The organism is Vibrio sp. QJM3NY_21, from assembly GCF_057785975.1.
Genome location: NZ_CM173514.1, coordinates 1715189 through 1736617, shown reverse-complemented (window position 1 = coordinate 1736617; position 21429 = coordinate 1715189). Strand labels below are relative to the sequence as shown.

Here is a 21429-nt window from a genome sequence, read left to right as displayed (position 1 = left end):
CAATAACTTTTTCATCGAGGCACTCTTCATGACGACATTATCGCTATCAAATCTGAGTTCAGTTCCGCAGTTCAATGGCAAGGCGCACAGCAAGCTTCAAGCGTTAGCAAAGCCGATTGGAGCGGTGTGTAACATCAGTTGCACCTACTGTTATTACTTAGAAAAACAGCAGCTGCTTGAATACCCAAAAGGCTCTCAATATACGATGGATGAAGTTCTGCTAGAGCGTTATATCAAGCAGTACATAGAAGGGCAGAATACGCCTGAAATCATCTTTTCTTGGCACGGTGGAGAGCCTACCTTGTTGGGGATTGAGTACTTTCAAAAAGTCGTCGAGCTGCAGAAAAAATATTGTCCTAGCTACAGCAAGATTAGCAATGACCTTCAAACCAACGGCACGTTACTGAATGATGCGTGGTGTGAGTTCTTCAAAAAGAATGACTTTATCATTGGTGTGAGCATTGACGGCCCAGAGCACTTACACAATCACTACCGAACCAACCGTGCAGGCAAAGGCACTTTTTCTCAAACAATGCGTGGCATTCGCTACTTGAAGCAGCATGACGTCGAGTTCGCGACCCTAAGCTGCGTGAATGATGTGACAGGAAAATATCCATTAGAGGTCTATCGCTTTCTGCGTGATGAAGTGGGTTCGAAGCAATTGCAGTTTATTCCTGTCGTGGATAAGCGTGAGGCTCATATCAACAATAAATGGTTAAGCAACCAACAAGCGATCATACCCGTATCAGGCGAGGTTGAACCTTGGAGTGTCGATTCAGTGCAATGGGGAGAATTCCTCACTACCATTTTTGACGAGTGGTTCGAACGCGATTTTGGACAAATATTAGTGCCGTACTTTGAAAATTTTGTCGGAGTATGGATGGGCAGAGAAAGCACCATGTGTACCTTGAGTGAGATCTGCGGCAAAGGGTTAGCGGTTGAGCCCAATGGCAATGTGTATTCATGTGATCATTATGTTTTTCCTGAATTTCAGCTGGGTAATATTCAGGAACAAGCACTTTCAACTTTAGCCTTCTCGCCAAAGCAGCAGCGTTTTGGGTTCGCCAAACAAAAGTCTCTGCCGAAACAATGCCAAGCCTGTGAGTTTAAATTTGCATGCCATGGCGAGTGCCCTAAAAACCGCATCATCAAAAGTCGAGATGGTGAGGCTGGGTTAAATTATCTCTGTGAAGGATGGCTGAGCTTCTTCAAGCATATCGACCCTGTTATTAAGGGCTTACTCAAAGCTAATAATATTCCGTCTCGTCTGGGGTGAGGGAGTAAGCGTGAATCGATTTAATCAATGTTTACAGTAAGATAGAAGGCTCGCATAAATTATGCGAGCCTTTTGGTATTTGGTAACGGGTATCTAGTCAGCCGATTCTTGGGCTGGGTTCATGGCGAGAAGAGTCTCTTCCATGGCATTGTTTAGAATCGAACGGTTACGCTGCATGGCGGCCATGAGCGTTGAGCCTAGCCATAGACCATAAAGCATTCGAGACAGCGATTCGGGCTCTGCGATCGTGAAATCACCGGTCTCATTGCCTTCTTCAAATAGCTTCGCCATACGCAGGATGATCTTTTCTGCACCTATTGCCATTGTGGACTGTAACTGGTTAGCAGACCCAGATACTTCGCCCGCCAGTTTTACGACAAGGCATTGAATGCTGAAGTCTTCGGTTAGCTTAGAAGCGCACCAAAAATCAAAATATGCTCTTACGCGGTCACGACGAGACAGAGTTTCATCACTCAGAAAGTCATCAAGCTTAACTAGGTGCTCATCAAAGTAGTCGGCTAGAAGAATCTCACCAAAGTGTTCTTTAGATTTGAAGTAATGGTAGAAAGAACCTTTCGTTCCTTCTGCTTGGTTGATGATCTTCATTAGACCAACGCCTGCAAACCCGTGTTCATTAATAAGGCTAAACCCTGCATCGAGCATAGCTTGTCGCATGTCTTTCATTGTTCTTACTCTTTATGCTGAGAATGAGGAATAGTGTAACGAGCAACATACCAACCGTCCAGTCTAGCGCGTTAGGACGCGGTCAATAATTGACTCGTTTCGTCAAAGTAACATTTTCTCTTATTGGCACTTCTAAGCGACAAAACTTTTTTCAAGATAAGCACATCCTATAAATCGAAAATAACAACCTTAAAGGGCTTGTTTGGTGCCTTAAAATGGCTAAATCAGGGTGTTTTAAGTTACTGTTTTTGTTGGTTTTTAATTTGGTGTTTTCTTGAGATCGCAATGGTAGTCTTAGCTTAATTTCTTTAGGGGGCTAAATGGACACCAATAACAGCACTTATCATCAGCACAGTTTTGCTCAGCAAGATTTATCAGAGCTTACATTTACAGCCTGCACGTTTATCCGTTGTGATTTCAGACGTTCGAACTTACGTGATGCAACGTTCATTAACTGTAAATTTATTGAGCAAGGCGATATTGAGGGATGCCACTTTGATATTGCCGACTTACGAGATGCAAGCTTCCAGAATTGCCAGTTGGCGATGGCGAATTTTAGTAACGCGAATTGCTATGGTATTGAGCTACGTGAATGCGATTTGAAAGGGGCGAACTTTACTCGTGCTAACTTTGCCAATCAGGTAAGCAATAGAATGTACTTTTGCTCAGCATATATTACGGGCTGTAACCTGTCATACGCCAATTTTGAACAAGCTTGTTTAGAGAAGTGCGAGCTGTTTGAGAATCGTTGGATAGGCACTTACCTTGGTGGCGCATCACTGAAAGAGTCTGATCTCAGCCGGGGTGTGTTCTCGGAAGATGTATGGGGGCAATTCAGTATGCAGGGGGCTAACTTGTGTCATGCTGAATTAGAAGGGTTAGATCCTCGCAAGGTAGACACATCGGGGATTAAAATTGTCGCTTGGCAGCAAGAGCAACTGCTTGAAAGCATGGGTATTGTGGTCATGCCCGATTGATCGCTGTAATTTCCAACTGCAGGCTATAGAAGAAAAGCCCAAAGCTAATAACTTTGGGCTTTTCCGTATTTGGCAACCAGCATTTTATAATGAAGTTTAGAAAAGAGAATGCTTGGCGAATATTGAGCTGATTAGTGCATACCTGAGCGCATTTTATCGGCAAGCGCAAAGAAGACAAACAACACAAAACATACTAGAGCAACACCCAGTGAAACTAAGATTGTTGTTGCATCTTTTGACATCAATGGGATAACGATAGAGGCTAACGCTACTAACATAACAAGGATATGAACGATTCGTCCGACGATTGGATTCTTATGACAAAATGAAGCCCATAGGTAACGCATTTTTAACACCAGTATAAAATTAGTGGTTTTATTCTATTTGCTTAATGAGTGTTTTGTAAATAATTTTTGATTGCAGGTGACTGTAAATATGATCTGGGTCGTTCTAGTATAAAACTGATTAAATAACAGAGGTTTATTTTTATTTTAAAGGATGTTTTTCATCTAAATGACGACCATGGTATTCCGTATTCTTTAGAATAGTAAGTCAAATATTATTCGATTTTCACTTTCTTGACTGAATGTCTCATTTATTGAGCCTTCTGTTAAGAGGCTGGTTGCTTACTCCTATTCCTCTTATAAATGTCACGCAAGCTACAAGCAGGTTTCTAGCCTATTATCCCTTTTTGTTATTTATCAAAGCGACCCCTCAAACTGAGAACGAAGTAATCTTTCGAATTTTTCTGTTTGATATACTCAACGCTTATTCGATGAAGATGATGGAGATGATATGTCGAAAACCGCGAAGATCATTAATGAAGATAAGCTGGTAAAAAAAGCAGTTGAGGTCGGTTTTAAGATGGCAAAACTACAAGGTTTTGATTTGCCACATTCATCCCAACCGATAAAGGTTAAAGCGGTGTATTTGTTCCTTGTAGAGGTTAATCAGATCACACCGTTACCTGACGATAAGCTTGATGGTGCCAACATTAAAAAACGTTTGGCGCTATGGATTCACAAAGCATTGCCTGATAATGACCCATTGAAGTAAGGGCGCCTTCGCCTTTATCGTCTTCAATGAGAATTCATATGTGTTTCTAATTGAAAAAGCCTAGCGATCCCTCGCTAGGCTTTGTTGTTTTTAGGGCCTGTTTTTCAACCACAAATGTTTATGTTCTCGTTTACACAGCCTGTACTGGTTCTGTTGGTTTGTGATTTTCTGAGCCATCGTTGGTGATGTGGTCATACTTTTCAGTGAGGTGATCTTGAATTTTTTGGTGATACGCGCCGTTCAGCTTGTAGAAGCGGAAGTAGATGATTAATGCAATGGCAAAGAAGAAAGCAGGTAGGCCGACCATGATGCATTGCATGCCAAATACGGTTTCAGGGCTTTGCACTACATTAGGTACATAGTCGACGGCAGTGAGCGAGATACCGATGAAGAAAGCGGCAAATGCCGAACCTGCCTTTACCACCAAAGTTTGCACAGAGTAGGCGATGCTTTCACAGCGAGCTCCCAGTTTAAATTCACCGTAGTCGACCGTGTCGGCAACCATAATGACGTTGAGAACCCAGAATAAAGCGGTACCGATTTGTAGGAATACACCCGCCGTTGAAATCAACAGAATGCTTTGTTTGTCGTACATGCCAACATAGATCAGAACAGCACTGCCTAAAATAGGGAAAGTGGAAGCACAAGCCCATAGAGTGCGGCGTGAGAACATTTTTGCGAGTTTAGGAAACAACACCAGTGTGATGAGGTTTGCGATGCCTGCATAAGCCATGTAGTAAGGGAACAATTCTTCGTTGCCTACAACATAGGTGAAGTAGTAAACCGCGAAGGCTGTGATTATGTTGGTCGCCAAGTTGTAAGACAGTGCCATGCATAGAACGCTGGTCAATTGGTCGTTTTTGTAGATAAGTGACAGTAGCTTTTTCAGTGATACTTTTTCTTCCGGCTGTGTGGTGTCGAGGTTTGCGGTTGAATAGCGTTCTTTGACATTACGCAGTGTGATAAACGTCGAGACTAAGAAACAGGCAATCAACAGTAGCGTAAATATTTGAAAACCAAACCCCTTGTCGTCACCACCTACATAGTTGACGAAGGGCATTGCAATGGCAGCGGTTACTATCCACGCGAGGCTCGCAAAGAAGCGAGGGTATGGGACTAACTCTTCGCGTTCGCGTTTATCCAAGGTCAGTGTTGGGACTAACGACCAAAAAGGGATATCCATTAGTGTGTAAGTCATGCCCCACAAAATATAAGTGACAGCGGCGTAGGCGATGAGCCAAGGACCTTCGATGTAGTGTGCACTAAACACCATGAGTAGCACGACAGAGTTGGCGAGCGTGCCAATTAAAATCCAAGGTTTGAATTTGCCCCAACGGGTGCGCGTATTGTTGACCAACCAGCCCATGATTGGGTCGTTGACCGCATCCCAAATACGGGCGACGAGAAAGATGGTACCGACGGTAGCGGCAGAAATACCGACTACATCCGTGTAGTAAAACATTAGGTACATATAGACGATGGTGATTGCGAAGTCTTTACCAAATGCGCCAAAGCCATAACTGAGCTTGGTATTCATAGAGATACTCATTGCCACTCCTTACGCCTCCTCTGTGAGAAGGCGCTAATATTCACGTTATTGTATGTTTTTATTAGTATGAAATTACTTGTTAACCCACTCTGGTAACCAACCTTCATGTGCCTCAATCAAGTCATCAACCAGCGCGTATATCTCTTCTATTCCAAGTACTGCAGCTGTATGAGGGTCGAGCATCGCAGCATGATAAATACGGTCACGGTTTTCAGTGAGAATGGCTTCGGTTAATAGAGTTTGGACGTTGATATTGGTTTGCATCAATGCGGCTAAGTGGTTTGGTAGACGTCCAGCTTTGATTGGTTGAACACCATTAGCATCAACTAAACAGGCGACTTCAACACAGCAACCTTGCGGTAAGTTGTCTATTAAAGCTTCGTTTTTAACGTTGCCATAGATGACGCTCGGAGTACCTGTCCAGATAGAATTCATGATGGTGCTGGCGTACTCATGAGACTCATCAACGGTAATTTTGTCAGCTGTTTTGAGTTCTTGAAGGTCGCGTTTCCAATCGGCTATTTGCTCGACACAGCGCTTCGGGTACTCATCAAGTGGCACTTTATAACGTTCAATTAAATCTGGGCGATTCGGCTTGATAAAGTAGGGGGTGTATTCCGAAAAATGTTCAGAAGACTCAGTCACAAAGTAGCCAAGCTTCTTAAACATCTCATAGCGAACTAAGTTGGTACAGCGACCATTGTGATAAATACCCGGTTTAGGCGCTTGCCCACTCTCAAAAGCTTCAAGTAGATCTGGATAAATATCGATGTATTGACCACTTTCTGTTTTCTTCTCAAGAGTGAGGTAGTAAGCCATGTGGTTGATGCCAGCGCAGGTATAGCGAAGATCTGAATAATCTAAGTCCAGGTCGCGCGCTAATTCTTCTGCTGTGCCTTGTACTGAGTGGCATAAACCGACTTGTTTGATGTGCGGGTATTTCTCGTACATCGCCCACGTGTTCATCGCCATAGGGTTGACGTAGTTGAGCATAGTGGCGTTCGGACAAACCTCGGTCATATCTTCACACACGCTCCAAAGGTGCGGGACCGTGCGTAGCGAACGCATAATACCGCCTGGGCCTAGTGTGTCTGCGATGGTTTGTTCCAGGCCATGGCGTTTACACACCTCGAAATCCGTGACCGTACAAGGTTCATAACCGCCGATTTGAAAAGCGATGACAACGAAGTCTGCATCTTGTAGTGCCTCTTTTTGATTTAAGTGACACGAAATAGAGCCAGTAGCACCCGATGATTCCATGAGTTTACTGACGACTAGGTGTGACTCTTCTAATCGGGTCTCATCAATATCCATCAAGGCGACATGAGCGTTTTGTAGTGCTGAACGATGGAAAACGTCACCAAGAATGTTCTTAACAAAAATGGTTGATCCTGCACCGATGAATGTGATCTTAGGGCTTTGCATAGTGGAATCCTTTATCTCTCTGAGTTCTTTGTTGATACAGACAAAGTACACCTAGAACCCACGTCGATTCGTCTCAGATAATTAAATAGCTCTCCCGTTTTCTAATATTTTAAAATCATTGAATGAAAATCTTAGGAAATGGGATAACTTACTGGCTTTTGAGGAGAGGGGTTGTGTAATGAAGCGAGTTTTGCACTTAAGATGCTGACTCTAATCACATTGTGTTGATCTTATGAAATGGGGTATTTCGGCACTATGATCGCCTTCAGAGTTTTATTATCGAGGAATTGCTAAAAGTCATTTATACGATTTCCTAAGGAACGAGATATGCCGCAATCAACCCCTGATACGCTGAGAATTATCACTTTAGATAAGTACTCATCCGAGACCGTGTCGGTAAGCCCGCTTTCTCTCTATTCGTCCTATGAGAAAATTGATATCGAACTTAGAGCTCCTCACTCCATGCCCGGCTATCATTGGCATGGTCAAATTGAGGTGAATATTCCTTTTGGGGACGATGTGGAATACATCATTAACGGCAGCCCAATCGTGGTTAAGAGTGGATCGATTGGCTTGTTTTGGGCATCGGTACCTCATCGACTCACCAATCCCGGCCAAAGCCATAATATGGGGATCATCAACATACCGATTCATCATTTTATGTCGTGGACTCTCAGTCGAGATTTAGTCAATCAGATAACTCACGGCAGTGTGTTGCAATCGAATTCTTGTTCGCTAGTGAGTGAATTTGAAATTGCCCGTTGGGTACAAGAGATAAAGCATTCGTCAGAAAGTCGCCAGCAGTTGGCCATCGATGAAATTGGCTTGATGCTTAAGCGAATCTGCCTTGATGGTTGGCAACAACTGCTCGTAAATCGACAAGACAAATCGACCTCAAAAGGGGTGTCGAAACACTCTCAATTTTATGTCAGCCAAATGTTGGAATACATCGCCACGCATCACAACCAGCCATTAACCGTGAAAGATATCGCAGAACATATTGGATTACATGCCAACTATGCAATGAACGTATTTCAACGAACGATGCAGATGACCATCAAGCAGTACATTACTGCGATGCGCATCAATCATGCTCGCGCTTTACTGAGTGATACTGACAGAACCATTCTCGATATCTCACTCACGGTGGGCTTCAATTCGAGTAGCCGATTCTATGAAACCTTCCAAACGTACATTGGCGTCACGCCGACGCAATATCGAAAAATAGCGAGGGAAGATCATCGGTGGAGCAGTCATGGAGCCAGCCCCGTCTACGACCTTGAGAAAGGCGCGTGTGATGGTAAAAGGCCGCTAACGGTCACCGATAATTTAAAGGAAAAGTGGTAAGTGTTTATTCCGTTGCGTAAAGATGGCTAATACCCTGAACTAGGGGCTCAGGGGCTAAGGGGCTAATAAAGCAGAAATAGCCCTTGATACCCCCCAAGCTTAACTTCTTTCACATACTCACCAACCTTGCCATTCATATCGACGGGCCTCATTGGCTTGTGTAATGGAATACTGAGTTTCGGTGCCGAATAGAAGTCACGATTTTTACCATAGAAATCGGTTCGATAAAGTACGCGCCCATGCTCAAACTCTCTCGCGAGCACCATCTCTTGTGGGCCTCCCTCTACGATATTTGTTTTCGAACGATAAAGAAAATAGGTATAGGTTGGTAACAGCTGAACCTTACCGTTTGGCAGATCAGCATGCACAACTTGATGCTTGGTTGAATCGCCGACAATGGTGTAGTCACTGGGTGTTGAGTGTGTGGTCGAAAGCATCAACGGAATGGGCTCTAATTTATTCGGAATCCGGTTGGCTGGAAAGCCTAGGTCGACCTTGAGCAGCTGTGTCGGTCGGTAAGCCATGTTTTTCGGCACACCACTCTTCCAAAAATTCTCTTCGGTAGTATTGCCACTGCCATACACATAACTGCTATTCCACTGGTTAAAATAACTATGTTGTGGCTGGTAGCTGAGGTAATAAATAGCGAGGGTTGAATACTGATCTTGTTGCCAGTTATCTTGGCTGTTACCTAGGTATTGAACGCGCCCATAGCGAGTAGTGGCTTGGAATATAACGCTTGAATCAGTGTTAGCTAACGCTGAGTTATCCCAAAACTTAGACAATCCGGCATAACCACTAAAGCCTGTAGAGGGGAATAAGTAGTGCTCCCTAAAGTACAGGTTTCCTGAGTTAATTAAGTGTGATTGCCCGTTTCGGCCATAAAGGTTGGCCGTTCCAATATTAAGGCCAATTGAAAGAGTATCGTCGTTAGCTGATAACTGTTTGAGAAAGGCTGCGAAGTGCGTCTTGTATTGCTTATCCGCTTCATTAGGCCCTACGACAAGACCAAGCTCTTGAATGGTTCCTCCTGAATAAACCTCAAATTGATTGCTGCCAAGGAGTTTGTTGGTATCGTCGTTGTAGGCGCCATTGAGCCCTTGTTGCCCCCAATGTTTGGAATAGTAGTTTCGTATCAACATCAGTAGATCTGGGTTAGCAAGGTTGGTCAATGACCATGATGAGTTTTGGTTCCACATTCGGCCGAAAGGAATGACGCGAGACTCCCAGCGAAATCGAGCTGTAGCCAATTTTTTATTCCTATTTTCATATTCAGAAGGTGATAAATAGTTGTCTTGGTTGAGATCGGCTGACTGGTCAAAACCACGGATCTTGCGCCAATACTTGGTTTCGTTTGGTGGTTGTGAATCTGTCTTTGAAGTCTGCAGTTCTTTGAGTTCGATTTTCGGGAAATGGTCTTTCAATTGAACTTGATTTAAGCGAGGGCGAATATCATTTTGGTTCCCTTGCCAGCGTACCCTAACAACGTATAAACGCCCGCCATCTCGAATAAACGTAGAACCAAAATACTGCCCCCCACCATAACTCTGGCCACTTCCATCGTGAGTATTTGTTCTTACCCAGTTAGATGGGACTCGCCAGTTTACGGCTTGGTTTCGGGTCATGTTGCTTGTGTTATCTTCCATTATATCGACGCTAGACCATGCCGTGACTTTACCCTCAAAGTTCATCGATGATGGATACTCAATCTGAAACTCTCCGCCCTGTGCAAAGTGTGAAAATTCAAATGCTAAGTGATTGAATTTCTCAGAGTGATAAACGTAGAGAGCGCCACCTTTGTCAAAATGTTCAAACACATCAGCATCCCAAGGTGGTGGTTGATAAAGAGCAAAGCCCGCGTGCTTTTCATCAGCGGTATAGCCGATAATCATAGGTTTGCGATTTAAAGTGGTATTGGCACCGTGACTCGTATCAGGCTCTGCCAGAATCGTGTCTTCTGAAAAGTGTAGGAAAAAATCTTCGTAATCAATGCCATTTCGCTCTGCGGCATTTCTAATTTCGTTTTCTAATTCTCCTGAATTCAGATCCAATTTTTGGTTGTACATATAACCAATCGCGCTGACGCTTTCGTTATCATTTTTATCGGCGTAAGCCCCAAACACCAAGTCACTATTGTTGACCTCCCAATCGATCACCTCTCTGGCTGATAAGGAGGAGCCATGTAAGTTGAACCCATTCTCATGTTGGCTTGGTAGCACAATGGTATAGCTTGCCAAGCTGGTGTTTGAAGACACAAGGCATGTAAAGGGAAGGGCCAATAGTAGTCGAGTACGGTGTTTTTTCATCAAGCTTCCTAGTCACAATGGGAGCGATTTTATATCAGCCAAATTAAGCATCTCACGCTATGTCAGTGTAGCAAAGCACGGTATTGGGGTTGGGTTTACCTCTGGAGGTTAGCTCGAATAGATATCAGAACGTAGCTTCTAACTTGACAGTTTGGAGGTTACTAACAACTATTAAGTTGATGATTTTTAATCCGTAATCCATTGGTTCACCTAAGTTGAATGACTAAGGACGTAGGTGCGGGTGTTTTGTGATGTTCAATATGACTGAACTCGATAAGTAAGGAGGGGATGCCCCTTATGATGTCTTTACTGTTTTTGTTATTACTTGTGGCGATGGTGTGCGGGTTTTTCGGCAAGAAGACCGCCGCGTATGGCTTTTTCGCTGGCTCAGTGATCCTTGGTTTGTATTGGTTTAATCACCATGCGACTGACCCTCTGTCGATCTTATTGTAAGGAGCTAACATGAATCGAAATCAGTTAACTCTTCTGAATACGCTTGGCTTACTGGGTATGACAGCCGTTTTGTTGATCGGCTTTATTCTTCAGTTTGTCCTCAATGAACTTCCTTGCCCACTGTGTTTACTGCAACGGATTGGCTTTGTGATGGTCGCGTTTGGCTTCATGCTGAATGTGGTTTATGGGCCTCAACCGCGTCACTATGGGGTTGTGCTAATTGGCGCTTTGTATGGTGTCGCCACATCGTTAAGACAAGTTTCCCTACACGTGATTCCGGGCACTCCTGGTTACGGTAGCCCTATTTTGGGGATGCATTATTACACTTGGGCCTTTGTGTTGTTCGCTGCAACCATATTGGGTGTAGCCGTGATCTTGATACTAACCAATAAGGCCGAGTCTCACGAACCTTACAAAATGAGTAACTTTGGACGGATTGTGTGTTTACTAGCAATCGTGGTGGTGGCATTGAATGCTATTGCTACGTTTGTGGAGTGTGGGCCATATCAGTGTCCGGATAATCCGGTGAGCTATTGGTTACTTAATCAAGGTGCGAGTTAGAAAAATGGTGCTTTGAGAGAGCGATTAAAGAACAACTGGTAAAAGAAAAGCCACAGCGTTCGCTGTGGCTTTGTCGTTGGTGTTGTGGAGTTTATGACCGTCAGCAATTAGTTAGAGTGGTGCAATCCATTCCAAACGATGTCGCGGTAACGTGTTTGGTTGGTGTCGCCTTCGGTGCTGAAGAGCATGATGGTTGCGTCTTCATTTAAGCCTAGAGTGTCACGCGTTGCTTGGTCTGCGCCCTCTCGGCAAAGTTGGTAAAGAAGACCTAGTGTAATCGCACCTGACTCACCGCTGATGATTTGGCTGTCACCTTGTAGTGGGTTACCTAGAATACGCATCCCGTTTGCTGAAATACTGTCGTCAACCGAGATAAAGTAGTTACTGCAATCACGCAATACTGGCCATGTCACTGGGTTTGGTTCACCACATGCAAGGCCCGCCATGATTGAGTTCAACTCACCGGTTACGTTGACCATTTCGCCTTTCTCGCCTGAGCGGAAAATACAATCTGCGGCTGCTGGCTCTGCAATGATGGTTTCAAATGTATCTGCGCCTAGCTTGTCTGCAAGGTAGCCTAATATGCCGCCTGCCATTGCACCTACGCCAGCTTGTAAGAATACGTGAGTTGGAGCGCTAAATTCTTGCTCTTGAACTTGCTCGACGGCTTCATCTGCCATCGTCATGTAGCCTTGTGAAATCCATGTTGGGATCTCTTCATAACCATCCCATGCAGTGTCTTGAACAAGCATCCAGCCATTGTCTTGCGCCGTTTGGTTCGCCATACGTACCGTGTCGTCATAGTTAACTTCCGTCACGATGCATTCTGCACCTAGACCCTGAATGCGGTTAACGCTTGCTTGAGATGAACCTTTTGGCATGTAAACCACGGCTTTTTGGCCCATTTCACGAGCTGCCCACGCGACACCAGTGCCATGGTTACCCGCTGTTGCTGTCGTAAATACAAGTGGCTTATCCAGTTTTGAAGCAACGGTTTTAAGATTGATCTCAGAGATATCAATGCCAAGGTGTTTTGCCAATTGGCGACCCAGAGCGTAAGAACCGCCGAGTACCTTGAATGCATTCAAACCGAAGCGTTTTGATTCGTCTTTAACGAGGATCGCCTTAACACCAAGGTGATTAGCAAGATTAGGAAGAGAGACAAGTGGCGTTGGTTGGTAACCTTCGATCTGACGGTGAAACTCACGCGCTTGTTGCGCTTGAGATGCAGTGAATAGCTCGCAAACTTGTCCAGTGTAGAATGAATTTTTTGATAGTTTTAACATAGGGCACACTTAGATACAGGCAGAGGAATTAAAGGCCATCAAGCGATGTTCAATGACCTTACTTTGTCGTTAATAACATTACATAGTTATTTTTTGCTATACGCAGTCACTAAAAGCAATACGTGATTACTTCATGTAAGCGATTGCTTCAACTTCGACTAGTGCGTCTTTTGGCAAACGAGCGGCTTCAACACAAGAGCGTGCTGGCGCGTTCTCTGTACCAAATACTTCCGTGTACACCTCGTTAAATGCAACGAAGTTTTCCATATCAGATAGGAAACATGTGGTTTTAATAACGGTATCCAGTGAACCACCACTTTGTTCCAAAACTGCTTTTAGATTTTCTAGTGACATACGAGCTTGCTCTTTGATGCCACCTTCAACAAACGCCATTGTTTTTGCATCAAGCGGTAATTGACCTGAAGTGAAGATTAGGTCTTTGAATGCCATACCTTGAGAGTAAGGGCCGATTGCTGCTGGTGCTAGATCTGTATGGATTTTTGTTTTCATTTCGTTTCTCTTTATATGATTTCTATGCTCTAAACTCGCGGATGTATTTGTAAATAGCGTGGCGAGTAATACCAAGACGCTCAGATACGAATGCTGTCGCCTCTTTTAATTCGAAAATACCGTTCTCAAGCAATAGCTTGGTAATGGCTTTGTTTCGACCTTTTAAGTTGACTGACTCATCGTTGTCGACTTCAAAAATAGCGTGCTCAAGCGCTTGCTCAATCACTTCTGTTGTTGAAGCTCCAAAGTTCTCATGCACACCCACAGGGGCATGAGCCATGTCTGGCATTAAAGTTTTTATGATCTCAGGAAACGGGTGAGACAAGTTCATATTGATACAGAACAGCCCAATTGGTTTGCCATTTTCTCCAGCTAGCACACAGGTCGTAGACTTAAGTAACGATCCATCTTTGCTGGTGGTGAAGTAACTCTTTGGCGTGATCTCACCAGTGCTCTCAAACACACTCAGCATCTTCAGCCCCAGATCGGTGATAGGTGATCCTACTTCTCGACCCGTGTGGTGTCCGTTCACTATCTTCACTACCGACTTTTCAAAGCTCTCGAATGAATGAATCACAACCTCACAGTGCGGACCAATAAAGTCGGCAATGGTTTCGGCTAAGCGAAAGTTCAGTGCGAGATGCTCTCTATCATTGTCGGTGAATTCTACGTTAAACGATTTATATGCTGATGCGTTCATTTTAGACCACTGTTGTTAACTTTAATTGCCTTTCATTATCTTTGGTTACTCGATGTATTTCAAGTTGCCAATTAACTTTATGTAACTATAAGACTATACATCTGCTTCCCATACAAGGCTAAAGTTACAAATAAGTACCTAAAATTGATCGCAATCAACAATATTCCCAGTTTTAGATACTTTCTGGTCACTATAGTTAACCCTAAGATCTTGGTCACATTATTTAACTTAAATGTCAGTAAGATGCTCATCGTAACGTAAACAAAATTGAACTATAGGGTTGGTTACTGGTTGTGAAGAGCAGCAGAAGTGCCTACCTAAATACAATAATTAGAGGTTCCAATGACTAACTACCTAAATCGCGGCTTTGAACAAGCTGAGTTTGAAAACAGAACATCACGCGCTCAAAAAGTCATGCATGAGATGAATCTGGATGCGATGATTTTCACAACCGAACCAAACGTTCGCTACTTCACTGGCTTCCACACTCAGTTTTGGCAAAGCCCAACTCGCCCATGGTTTGTCATCGTTCCTGCAGAAGGAAAGCCGATTGCGATTGTTCCTGAAATAGGAGCAAGTGGTATGGCGGGAACATGGGTCGATAACATTATTACTTGGCCTTCTCCTCGTCCTGAAGATGATGGCATTAGCTTAGTAGCTAGCGCATTGAACTCTCTGCCTTGTCGTCATGGCCGAGTAGGCGCAACGCTGGGCATTGAATCTCACCTACGTATGCCTGTGAACAATTACTTGAAATTAACCACCATGGTTAAGAAAGACTTTGTTGATGTGTCTTTAGCAATGCATGAACTTCGTCAGATCAAGTCACAAGCTGAAATCGAGAAAACACGTGAAATCTGCCGCATTACCAATGTTGGGTTTAGCAAGATCCCTCAATACGCAAAAGCCGGCATGACCGAGCGTGAAATCTGTAAACAGTTCCGTATCGATATGTTGTTAGAAGGTGCGGACGAATGCCCTTACATCATCGCAGGCTCAGGGCCAGATGGTTATGACAGCATCATCATGGGCCCAACTGATCGCATCATTGAGCCGGGAGATGTGTTGATCATCGATACCGGTGCTGTACGTGATGGTTATTTCTCTGATTTCGACCGTAACTGGGCATTTGGTCATGCAAGTGAGCAAACCAAAGCGGCATACCGCGCTACTTACGAAGCGACCACGAAAGGCTTTGAGGCTGCGAAACCGGGCGCAACCACGACTGACATCTACAACGCGATGTGGGGAGTGTTAGAAGCCAATGGTGCATTGGGCAACGACGTTGGTCGTCTTGGTCATGGTTTAGGTATGGAGCTGACAGAGCGCCCGTCTAACACGGCTACCGACAACACAGTACTTAAGCCGGGTATGGTGATGACACTAGAACCGGGCATGGTTTACGCACCGGGTAAGTCAATGGTTCACGAAGAGAATATCGTGATTACTGAAGACGGCGCTGAATGGTTAAGCAAACGTGCAGAGCCAGAACTGATCATTATTTAGCTAAAAACTTAACACCTTACAAATTTAACACCCTACAAAAGCTGGCTCTGGACTCCAGAGTCAGCACATAAAAATTATAAAAATACGAGTTTCTCATGCAAACAATAGAACAGTTTCGTCAATTTGAAATCCCATTACAGCACGTTCAGGCCCCAAGAATTGGTCGAGTTCATATCGGTTTAGTACAACTAAGTACTGACCACTCTTTAGAGATGGACTGGGCAAAGTTACTGGGTACACAAGCGGGTGTGTTTAGCTCCCGTGTTTATTACAGTAGCGAAATGACTCCAGAAGCGCTCGACCAAATTGCGGTTGGGATCAGTGAAGCATCAGATTTGATTGCTACTGGCTTACCCATGGATGTTATGGCGTTTGGTTGCACTTCAGCTTCTATCATCATTGGTGAAGAAAAAGTAGCAAACCTTCTTACACAAAATCGCGGTGATATTCCCGCAACCAATCCATGGACAGCTGCTCAAGCCGCATTTAAGCACTTGGGTGCAAAGAAAGTTGCCGTGTTTTCCCCTTATCCAACAGAAGTGAATTTCCCTCTTTATCAACAACTGACTGCCGCTGGCTTTGAAGTTCCTGTTTTAGGTTCACTTGGCATTGAGAAAGACACTGACATTACCACGGTTTCAAAGGAATCAATGATGGAAGCATTAAGCGAAATGCTGCCTGATTCTAGTGCCGATGTTGTATTTATGTCTTGCACCAACCTTCGTGTTCTTGACCATATTCAAGAGATTGAAGATCGATTTGGTATCCCTGTCGTGTGTAGCAACTCTGCGATGTTCTGGCATTGCATGCACCTAGTCGGCAAGACAGCTCAGTGTCCAGGTTACGGACAATTGCTAAATCAATAGCAACCAATGAAAGGAATTTAAAGATGAGTAATACAGTAAAAGGTTGGATCGCGGCCATTTTCATTGGCCTGCTATGGGGTATTCCCTGGATCGTTGGAACACCAATTCTAGAAGTAATGGATGCACAGGTCTTGGTATGGGTTCGCTATACCGTAGCCTTCATTACCTTATTTGTGATTATCCAAGTCAGCAATGCGATGGGTAAACCACAGAAAAAAGTCGACTTTAAGCTTAACTGGGCAAATCGACACGACATTTTCTGGGCAGCATGTTGCGGCATTATTGGTCAAGGCGCTTTCAGTTTTCTATCGTTCCTGTCTCTTGACTACATCACTGCTTCAGAAAACGGCGTAATCCAAGGGCTTATTCCAATCATTATCTTGTGTGTTGGTTTCCTTCGTCATGGTGAACGTTTTACTCCAATGCAAATTTTGGCGGCGGTTGGTGCGTTCGCTGGTGTCGCTATCTTGGTAATGGATCCATCTGTTGAAGGCAGTGGTTTCAACATTGGTCACTTGATCTGTCTTGGTAGCGCGGCGAGTTTCTCTACGATGGCTTACGCTCGTGCGAAACTTGCTGAGAAATATGGCTCAGTGGCGACGATGTACCACCAGTTCATTTTTGCGGCAATCGGTTTTGGTCTTTATCTACTGGTTGTGGGGGCGGACTTCTCTTCAGCACTCGGTATTTTCAGTTCTCCACTTCGTATGGCTTGTATTGCAATTTTGGGTGTGGGTATTTCAGGTATCAGCTACCTAATCTACATCTATGCCATGGAACGAGTCGGCGTAGACGGAACGGGTATGGCACTTAACTTGATGCCTCTGTCTTCTTTCGTCTTGGCTGTGTTTGCTCTCGGTGAAGCGGTAACGCCAATGCGACTATTAGCGATTGCGGTCGTTATTGGCTCAATGATGCTGTTCATGAAGTTTGGTAAGGCGAAGAAAGCGCCTCAGATGAAAACGGCGACAAACGCTAACTAACCGTCAACCACGATACAAATTACAAGTAATAAGGCGGTGTGCCGCACCGCCATTATCGAAAAATTATGGAAGATAGAAAGATGAACACAACAAACAGAGACACATTTTTAGGATGGACTGCAGCCATTGCTGTTGCCTGTATCTGGGGCGTAACAGGGGTGGTCTCTAAGCCGCTTTCTATGGCTGTTGATCCGATGACATTGGTATTTTTCCGCTACGTTACCGCGGTAATTGGCCTATCAATCATTTTCTTTTTTACATCACGTAGCAAAAACTTAAGTGCAGACTTAGGTTCTTCATTAAAGATCGATACCAAAGATATTGGACGTATTGCGCTTTGTGGCATCGTGGGACAAGGGGTTTTCTCACTTTTTAATTTCCTTTCTCTTTCTCATATTGGTGCGACTGAAAACGGTGTTATCCAAGGTATGCAGCCGTTCGCGACGGTTTTCTTTGGCATGATGTTTATGAACTTCCGTATGAACAAGATTCAGTGGGGCGCTTTCATCGCATCTGCAGTTTGTATTTACGCAATGAGTGTCGGGCCAACAAACACCATTGAAGGCGGTACTCCGCTGCTGGGTTATGTTTACGTGACATGTTCGATGCTGGCTTTAGCGTGGACGGCACATTTACGTGCTAGCTTAGCGGACAAGTACGGCTCAGTGGTTTCCATGCTTTACCAATACATTTCGGTTGCTGTGATGGGCATTATCGTTGTGTTGACCATGGGCTTGGACTTGTCTCAGATTTACATTATTTTCTCTAGCCCGCTGTTGATTGCACTGCTTATTTTCTTAGGTACAGGCATTTCTGGTGGTAGCTACTTGATTCAATTGTATTCTTTCAAGCGTATCGGTGTAGAAAAGGCAACGATGGCATTAAATCTCATGCCTTTGGTTGGCTACTTAGTGGCAGTTGTGACACTTGGTGAGCAGATGGCCATGGGGAAAACCATTGTCGTTTCATTGATTGTCGTAGCACTTTACGTGTTCACTAAGTTTGAAACGAAGCAAGAAGAACAGACAGCAGAAAACTTAGCTTGCGATAAGAAAGCAACGCCAGAAGTGAGCTAAGTGATGAAATCAGTGACTAAAGGTTGGATTGCAGCAATTAGCGTTGGTTTGCTATGGGGCTCTGAGGCTGCTTTAGCTACCTTGCCACTGCAAACCATTGATGCGCGATTGTTAGTGTGGCTGCGCTACATGATGGCATTCTCGGTTTTATCTTTAGTCCTGATTTTTGGCGCAATACGTCAAGCCAATACTCAAACTAAACCGAAACTGTCGTTCAGTTGGGCTAATCGAAGCGATTTATTTAAGTTATTAGTGTGTGGTGTAGTAGGCCAAGGTTTATTTAGCTTCTTGTCATTTCTATCACTCGATTATATTTCGCTATCGGAAAACGGAGTCATTCAAGGTCTTGTACCGATTGCAATCTTGGCTATTGGGCAAGTTTTCTATGGTGCACGCTTTACGCGTATGCAAATTGCCTCAAGTGGGATTGCTTTGATTGGAGTGAGCATATTGGTTCTTGCTCCGCCGTTTACTTCGGAAGATAGCGGAGTGAACATTGGCCATCTGATTTGCTTATTGAGTGTGTTGAGCTTTGCATCTGTCACCCACTTACGGGCTCATCTGGCAGAAAAATACGGTGCAACTCGCACCATGCATTATCAGTTTGGTTTCGCAGCTGTTGGTTTTTTCATTTATTTATTGGTGTCAGGTATAGATGTACCCAGCCTGCTACTGGTGATGCGCCCTTCTTGGTCACTTCTATGCATTATGGTGCTAGGAGGTTTTGTATCAGGTCTGGGCTATATCGCATATATCTACGGCATAGAACGTGTGGGAGTTGAAGGCAGCAGCATGGCTTTAAACCTCATCCCTATGTCAGCATTTTTCATTGCTGTTTTGGTGTTCGGAGAGCCTATCACCCCCTTGAGGGCGATGGCGGTTGGCTTAATCATCGTTGCTATGATGCTATTTGCAACCTCCAACAAATCTCGCGAAATGACATCCAAAACAGTTTCAACAAATTAATTTTAAGTATTTATTGGAGTTTCCATGACTAACACTGCCACTGTCACAGAATGGCGTCGCCATCTACATCAGTACCCTGAATTTGGTACTGAAGAGTTCAAAACCTCTGAATTTGTTGCGAATAAACTCGAAGAGTTCGGCATTGAAGTTCACCGTGGTATTGGTGGAACCGGTGTTCTGGGGATTTTAAAAAATGGTACAAGCGGTCGCTCGATTGGGTTGCGTGCTGACATGGATGCCCTGCGTATTCATGAAGAGAATACGTTTTGTCATGTTTCTAAACATGATGGCGCGATGCATGCTTGTGGTCATGACGGGCATACAGCTATGTTGTTGGGTGCCGCGCAAGAGCTAGCAAACAGCAAGCAATTTGATGGCACCGTTTACTTCATTTTCCAACCCGATGAAGAGCGTGGTACAGGCGCCAAAGCGATGATCGAAGACGGCCTGTTTACTCGTTGGAATATGGATGCGATTTACGCAATGCATAACCTACCGGGTATTCCTGAAGGTAAGTTTGTGACTCGCCCCAATTCATTAATGGCGAGTGAAAGTAGCTTTGAAATTGTTATCAAGGCTACGGGTGGTCATGCTGCTATGCCACACATGGGAACCGACCCGATTGTAGTTGGAGCTCAGGTTGTGACCGCCTTACAAACCATTGTTTCACGTAATTTGAGTGCAATTGATGAGACGGCGGTTATCTCAGTGACTAATTTTGTTACCAACGGCACAGTTAATGTGATTCCTTCGCAAGTGACCATTTCAGGTGATACTCGTAGCTTCACGGATCAAGCGTTACACAAGATTGAGAAAGCGATCGAGCGTGTCGTTGCGGGTCAGTGCATGTCAGCAGGCGTTGATTATCAATATCATTTTAACAATAGCTTTCTATCAACAATCAACACGCCGGAAGAGACTGCTCACGCAATCAAAGCAGCACAAGCGGTTGTTGGTGAAGAGAATGTGAATGGAGTTTGTGAACGTTTCACCATCAGTGAGGATTTCTCGTTCATGTTACGCGAAGTAAAAGGGTGCTATGTGCTAGTTGGGAATGGTGTTGGTGAATGTGGAGGCACTGCGCTTCATAACCCACACTACGATTTCAACGACAATATTCTGGAACATGGCGTTGGGTTCTGGAAGACGCTTGTAGAGCAACAATTGTCACAATAGATAGATGAAAAAAGAGCGAGAGGCAAGCCTCTCGCTCTTTTTGTATGTAACGCATTTCCAAATCTGCGAACAGTTTAGACTAACTACTTAACTACTTAGCGATTCACCTGCTCAACAATCTCTCTTGTTAGGCGTGCAATCTCATCCCACTCTTTGTTTTCGACGAGCTTCTTATCCACCATCCAGGTGCCACCACATGCCAATACCTGAGGAACGGCTAGGTAGTTGCCAATGTTTGATGGCGTGATACCGCCTGTAGGCATGAGTCTTATGTCGCCATAAGGTCCGACTAACGATTTCACCATACTGATACCGCCAGAAGCTTCTGCTGGGAAGAACTTCAAGGTTGTTAAGCCCATCTCTAATGCCGCTTCAACGGTGCTTGGATTGTTCACTCCAGGAATGATATCGATGCCGATTTCTTGGCATGCTTTAACCGTGTTTGTATTGAATCCCGGTGATACCACAAACGTTGCGCCCGCTTCTTTGGCTGCGAGTGCTTGCTCACGGTTCAAGATGGTGCCCGCGCCGATCAGCATGTTAGGCTGAGCTTCGCGAAGCAGTCGGATAGCTTCAACAGCGGCGTCTGAACGGAACGTAATCTCAGCAGCTGGAAGGCCATTCTCAGCCAATACTTTGCCTAGAGGGATAATATCCTCTGCGTTATCAATCGCGATAACAGGGATAACTTTAAGTGCTTTTAGCTGTTCGTTAATTGTAGGCATG

The 21429-nt window shown here is 44.4% G+C and carries 21 protein-coding genes; 12 read left to right on the top strand and 9 right to left on the bottom strand.

Annotation, left to right across the window (positions count from 1 at the left end; genetic code table 11):
* Window positions 1–28: 28 nt before the first annotated feature.
* Complete coding sequence (locus tag AC3CID_RS23075) at window positions 29–1276, top strand: anaerobic sulfatase maturase (protein WP_488527566.1); 1248 nt, start codon at window positions 29–31, stop codon at window positions 1274–1276.
* Between the two features lie 93 nt (window positions 1277–1369).
* Here the strand turns inward: AC3CID_RS23075 and AC3CID_RS23070 are convergent, their stop codons facing one another.
* Entirely contained in the window at window positions 1370–1960 is a 591-nt protein-coding gene (locus AC3CID_RS23070; RefSeq protein ID WP_488527565.1) for a TetR/AcrR family transcriptional regulator, read from the bottom strand.
* 320 nt (window positions 1961–2280) lie between these two features.
* Between AC3CID_RS23070 and AC3CID_RS23065 the strand changes: the two genes are divergently transcribed.
* Window positions 2281–2937, top strand: coding sequence for a Qnr family pentapeptide repeat protein (locus AC3CID_RS23065; RefSeq protein ID WP_372161615.1), 657 nt, complete (start codon window positions 2281–2283; stop codon window positions 2935–2937).
* 131 nt (window positions 2938–3068) lie between these two features.
* Here AC3CID_RS23065 and AC3CID_RS23060 read toward each other — a convergent pair whose 3' ends face one another.
* Complete coding sequence (locus AC3CID_RS23060) at window positions 3069–3284, bottom strand: hypothetical protein (protein ID WP_237297626.1); 216 nt, start codon at window positions 3282–3284, stop codon at window positions 3069–3071.
* Between the two features lie 448 nt (window positions 3285–3732).
* Here AC3CID_RS23060 and AC3CID_RS23055 point away from each other — a divergent pair, with 448 nt between their 5' ends.
* On the top strand, window positions 3733–3993 hold the full coding sequence (locus tag AC3CID_RS23055; protein WP_004732406.1) for a DUF5062 family protein: 261 nt from the start codon (window positions 3733–3735) through the stop codon (window positions 3991–3993).
* Window positions 3994–4123: 130 nt separating this feature from the next.
* Here AC3CID_RS23055 and melB read toward each other — a convergent pair whose 3' ends face one another.
* Complete coding sequence (gene melB / locus AC3CID_RS23050; RefSeq protein WP_488527564.1) at window positions 4124–5542, bottom strand: melibiose:sodium transporter MelB; 1419 nt, start codon at window positions 5540–5542, stop codon at window positions 4124–4126.
* 72 nt (window positions 5543–5614) lie between these two features.
* Window positions 5615–6967, bottom strand: a complete 1353-nt coding sequence (gene melA / locus AC3CID_RS23045; RefSeq protein WP_114634478.1) for an alpha-glucosidase/alpha-galactosidase — start codon at window positions 6965–6967, stop codon at window positions 5615–5617.
* 327 nt (window positions 6968–7294) lie between these two features.
* Here melA and melR point away from each other — a divergent pair, with 327 nt between their 5' ends.
* Window positions 7295–8314, top strand: coding sequence for a transcriptional regulator MelR (gene melR / locus AC3CID_RS23040; RefSeq protein ID WP_488527563.1), 1020 nt, complete (start codon window positions 7295–7297; stop codon window positions 8312–8314).
* A gap of 62 nt (window positions 8315–8376) precedes the next feature.
* Here the strand turns inward: melR and AC3CID_RS23035 are convergent, their stop codons facing one another.
* Window positions 8377–10620 carry a hypothetical protein gene (locus AC3CID_RS23035; RefSeq protein WP_488527562.1) on the bottom strand — a complete coding sequence of 748 codons (2244 nt, stop codon included), beginning with the start codon at window positions 10618–10620 and terminating at the stop codon, window positions 8377–8379.
* Window positions 10621–10917: 297 nt separating this feature from the next.
* On the opposite strand from AC3CID_RS23035, the gene AC3CID_RS23030 reads away from it, so the two are divergent.
* Window positions 10918–11073, top strand: a complete 156-nt coding sequence (locus AC3CID_RS23030; RefSeq protein ID WP_017075701.1) for a DUF5993 family protein — start codon at window positions 10918–10920, stop codon at window positions 11071–11073.
* 9 nt (window positions 11074–11082) lie between these two features.
* Entirely contained in the window at window positions 11083–11634 is a 552-nt protein-coding gene (locus AC3CID_RS23025) for a disulfide bond formation protein B (RefSeq protein WP_488527561.1), read from the top strand.
* 107 nt (window positions 11635–11741) lie between these two features.
* Here the strand turns inward: AC3CID_RS23025 and dpaL are convergent, their stop codons facing one another.
* The 3 genes from dpaL to AC3CID_RS23010 all read right to left on the bottom strand — a co-directional run bounded on the left by dpaL (window position 11742) and on the right by AC3CID_RS23010 (window position 14130).
* Window positions 11742–12920 (bottom strand): diaminopropionate ammonia-lyase, encoded by a 1179-nt coding sequence (gene dpaL, locus AC3CID_RS23020; RefSeq protein WP_479301698.1) that lies wholly within the window; start codon window positions 12918–12920, stop codon window positions 11742–11744.
* Between the two features lie 126 nt (window positions 12921–13046).
* Window positions 13047–13430 (bottom strand): RidA family protein, encoded by a 384-nt coding sequence (locus AC3CID_RS23015; RefSeq protein WP_488527560.1) that lies wholly within the window; start codon window positions 13428–13430, stop codon window positions 13047–13049.
* A gap of 22 nt (window positions 13431–13452) precedes the next feature.
* Window positions 13453–14130: a helix-turn-helix transcriptional regulator gene (locus AC3CID_RS23010; protein ID WP_408683886.1), complete on the bottom strand. Its 678-nt coding sequence runs from the start codon at window positions 14128–14130 to the stop codon at window positions 13453–13455.
* 342 nt (window positions 14131–14472) lie between these two features.
* Between AC3CID_RS23010 and AC3CID_RS23005 the strand changes: the two genes are divergently transcribed.
* From AC3CID_RS23005 to AC3CID_RS22980, 6 genes are all read left to right on the top strand, one after another.
* Window positions 14473–15636 carry a M24 family metallopeptidase gene (locus tag AC3CID_RS23005; protein WP_488527559.1) on the top strand — a complete coding sequence of 388 codons (1164 nt, stop codon included), beginning with the start codon at window positions 14473–14475 and terminating at the stop codon, window positions 15634–15636.
* A 95-nt stretch (window positions 15637–15731) separates the two neighbouring features.
* Window positions 15732–16502, top strand: coding sequence for a maleate cis-trans isomerase family protein (locus AC3CID_RS23000; protein ID WP_017082838.1), 771 nt, complete (start codon window positions 15732–15734; stop codon window positions 16500–16502).
* A 23-nt stretch (window positions 16503–16525) separates the two neighbouring features.
* On the top strand, window positions 16526–17485 hold the full coding sequence (locus tag AC3CID_RS22995; protein WP_488527558.1) for a DMT family transporter: 960 nt from the start codon (window positions 16526–16528) through the stop codon (window positions 17483–17485).
* An 80-nt stretch (window positions 17486–17565) separates the two neighbouring features.
* Window positions 17566–18561 carry a DMT family transporter gene (locus tag AC3CID_RS22990; protein WP_114634486.1) on the top strand — a complete coding sequence of 332 codons (996 nt, stop codon included), beginning with the start codon at window positions 17566–17568 and terminating at the stop codon, window positions 18559–18561.
* A gap of 3 nt (window positions 18562–18564) precedes the next feature.
* Entirely contained in the window at window positions 18565–19527 is a 963-nt protein-coding gene (locus tag AC3CID_RS22985; protein WP_171327679.1) for a DMT family transporter, read from the top strand.
* 24 nt (window positions 19528–19551) lie between these two features.
* A complete protein-coding gene (locus AC3CID_RS22980) occupies window positions 19552–20703 on the top strand; it encodes a M20 aminoacylase family protein (RefSeq protein ID WP_479281970.1) in 1152 nt (383 codons plus the stop codon).
* A gap of 95 nt (window positions 20704–20798) precedes the next feature.
* Here the strand turns inward: AC3CID_RS22980 and AC3CID_RS22975 are convergent, their stop codons facing one another.
* Entirely contained in the window at window positions 20799–21428 is a 630-nt protein-coding gene (locus AC3CID_RS22975; RefSeq protein WP_488527557.1) for a bifunctional 4-hydroxy-2-oxoglutarate aldolase/2-dehydro-3-deoxy-phosphogluconate aldolase, read from the bottom strand.
* Between the last annotated feature and the right edge of the window lies 1 nt (window position 21429).

What these genes read in the sequence shown, in the direction of transcription:
- AC3CID_RS23075 (WP_488527566.1), top strand. Translation starts at nt 29, where the DNA reads ATGACGACATTATCGCTATCAAATCTGAGTTCAGTTCCGCAGTTCAAT.
- AC3CID_RS23070 (WP_488527565.1), bottom strand. Translation starts at nt 1,960, where the DNA reads ATGAAAGACATGCGACAAGCTATGCTCGATGCAGGGTTTAGCCTTATT.
- AC3CID_RS23065 (WP_372161615.1), top strand. Translation starts at nt 2,281, where the DNA reads ATGGACACCAATAACAGCACTTATCATCAGCACAGTTTTGCTCAGCAA.
- AC3CID_RS23060 (WP_237297626.1), bottom strand. Translation starts at nt 3,284, where the DNA reads ATGCGTTACCTATGGGCTTCATTTTGTCATAAGAATCCAATCGTCGGA.
- AC3CID_RS23055 (WP_004732406.1), top strand. Translation starts at nt 3,733, where the DNA reads ATGTCGAAAACCGCGAAGATCATTAATGAAGATAAGCTGGTAAAAAAA.
- melB (WP_488527564.1), bottom strand. Translation starts at nt 5,542, where the DNA reads ATGAGTATCTCTATGAATACCAAGCTCAGTTATGGCTTTGGCGCATTT.
- melA (WP_114634478.1), bottom strand. Translation starts at nt 6,967, where the DNA reads ATGCAAAGCCCTAAGATCACATTCATCGGTGCAGGATCAACCATTTTT.
- melR (WP_488527563.1), top strand. Translation starts at nt 7,295, where the DNA reads ATGCCGCAATCAACCCCTGATACGCTGAGAATTATCACTTTAGATAAG.
- AC3CID_RS23035 (WP_488527562.1), bottom strand. Translation starts at nt 10,620, where the DNA reads ATGAAAAAACACCGTACTCGACTACTATTGGCCCTTCCCTTTACATGC.
- AC3CID_RS23030 (WP_017075701.1), top strand. Translation starts at nt 10,918, where the DNA reads ATGATGTCTTTACTGTTTTTGTTATTACTTGTGGCGATGGTGTGCGGG.
- AC3CID_RS23025 (WP_488527561.1), top strand. Translation starts at nt 11,083, where the DNA reads ATGAATCGAAATCAGTTAACTCTTCTGAATACGCTTGGCTTACTGGGT.
- dpaL (WP_479301698.1), bottom strand. Translation starts at nt 12,920, where the DNA reads ATGTTAAAACTATCAAAAAATTCATTCTACACTGGACAAGTTTGCGAG.
- AC3CID_RS23015 (WP_488527560.1), bottom strand. Translation starts at nt 13,430, where the DNA reads ATGAAAACAAAAATCCATACAGATCTAGCACCAGCAGCAATCGGCCCT.
- AC3CID_RS23010 (WP_408683886.1), bottom strand. Translation starts at nt 14,130, where the DNA reads ATGAACGCATCAGCATATAAATCGTTTAACGTAGAATTCACCGACAAT.
- AC3CID_RS23005 (WP_488527559.1), top strand. Translation starts at nt 14,473, where the DNA reads ATGACTAACTACCTAAATCGCGGCTTTGAACAAGCTGAGTTTGAAAAC.
- AC3CID_RS23000 (WP_017082838.1), top strand. Translation starts at nt 15,732, where the DNA reads ATGCAAACAATAGAACAGTTTCGTCAATTTGAAATCCCATTACAGCAC.
- AC3CID_RS22995 (WP_488527558.1), top strand. Translation starts at nt 16,526, where the DNA reads ATGAGTAATACAGTAAAAGGTTGGATCGCGGCCATTTTCATTGGCCTG.
- AC3CID_RS22990 (WP_114634486.1), top strand. Translation starts at nt 17,566, where the DNA reads ATGAACACAACAAACAGAGACACATTTTTAGGATGGACTGCAGCCATT.
- AC3CID_RS22985 (WP_171327679.1), top strand. Translation starts at nt 18,565, where the DNA reads ATGAAATCAGTGACTAAAGGTTGGATTGCAGCAATTAGCGTTGGTTTG.
- AC3CID_RS22980 (WP_479281970.1), top strand. Translation starts at nt 19,552, where the DNA reads ATGACTAACACTGCCACTGTCACAGAATGGCGTCGCCATCTACATCAG.
- AC3CID_RS22975 (WP_488527557.1), bottom strand. Translation starts at nt 21,428, where the DNA reads ATGCCTACAATTAACGAACAGCTAAAAGCACTTAAAGTTATCCCTGTT.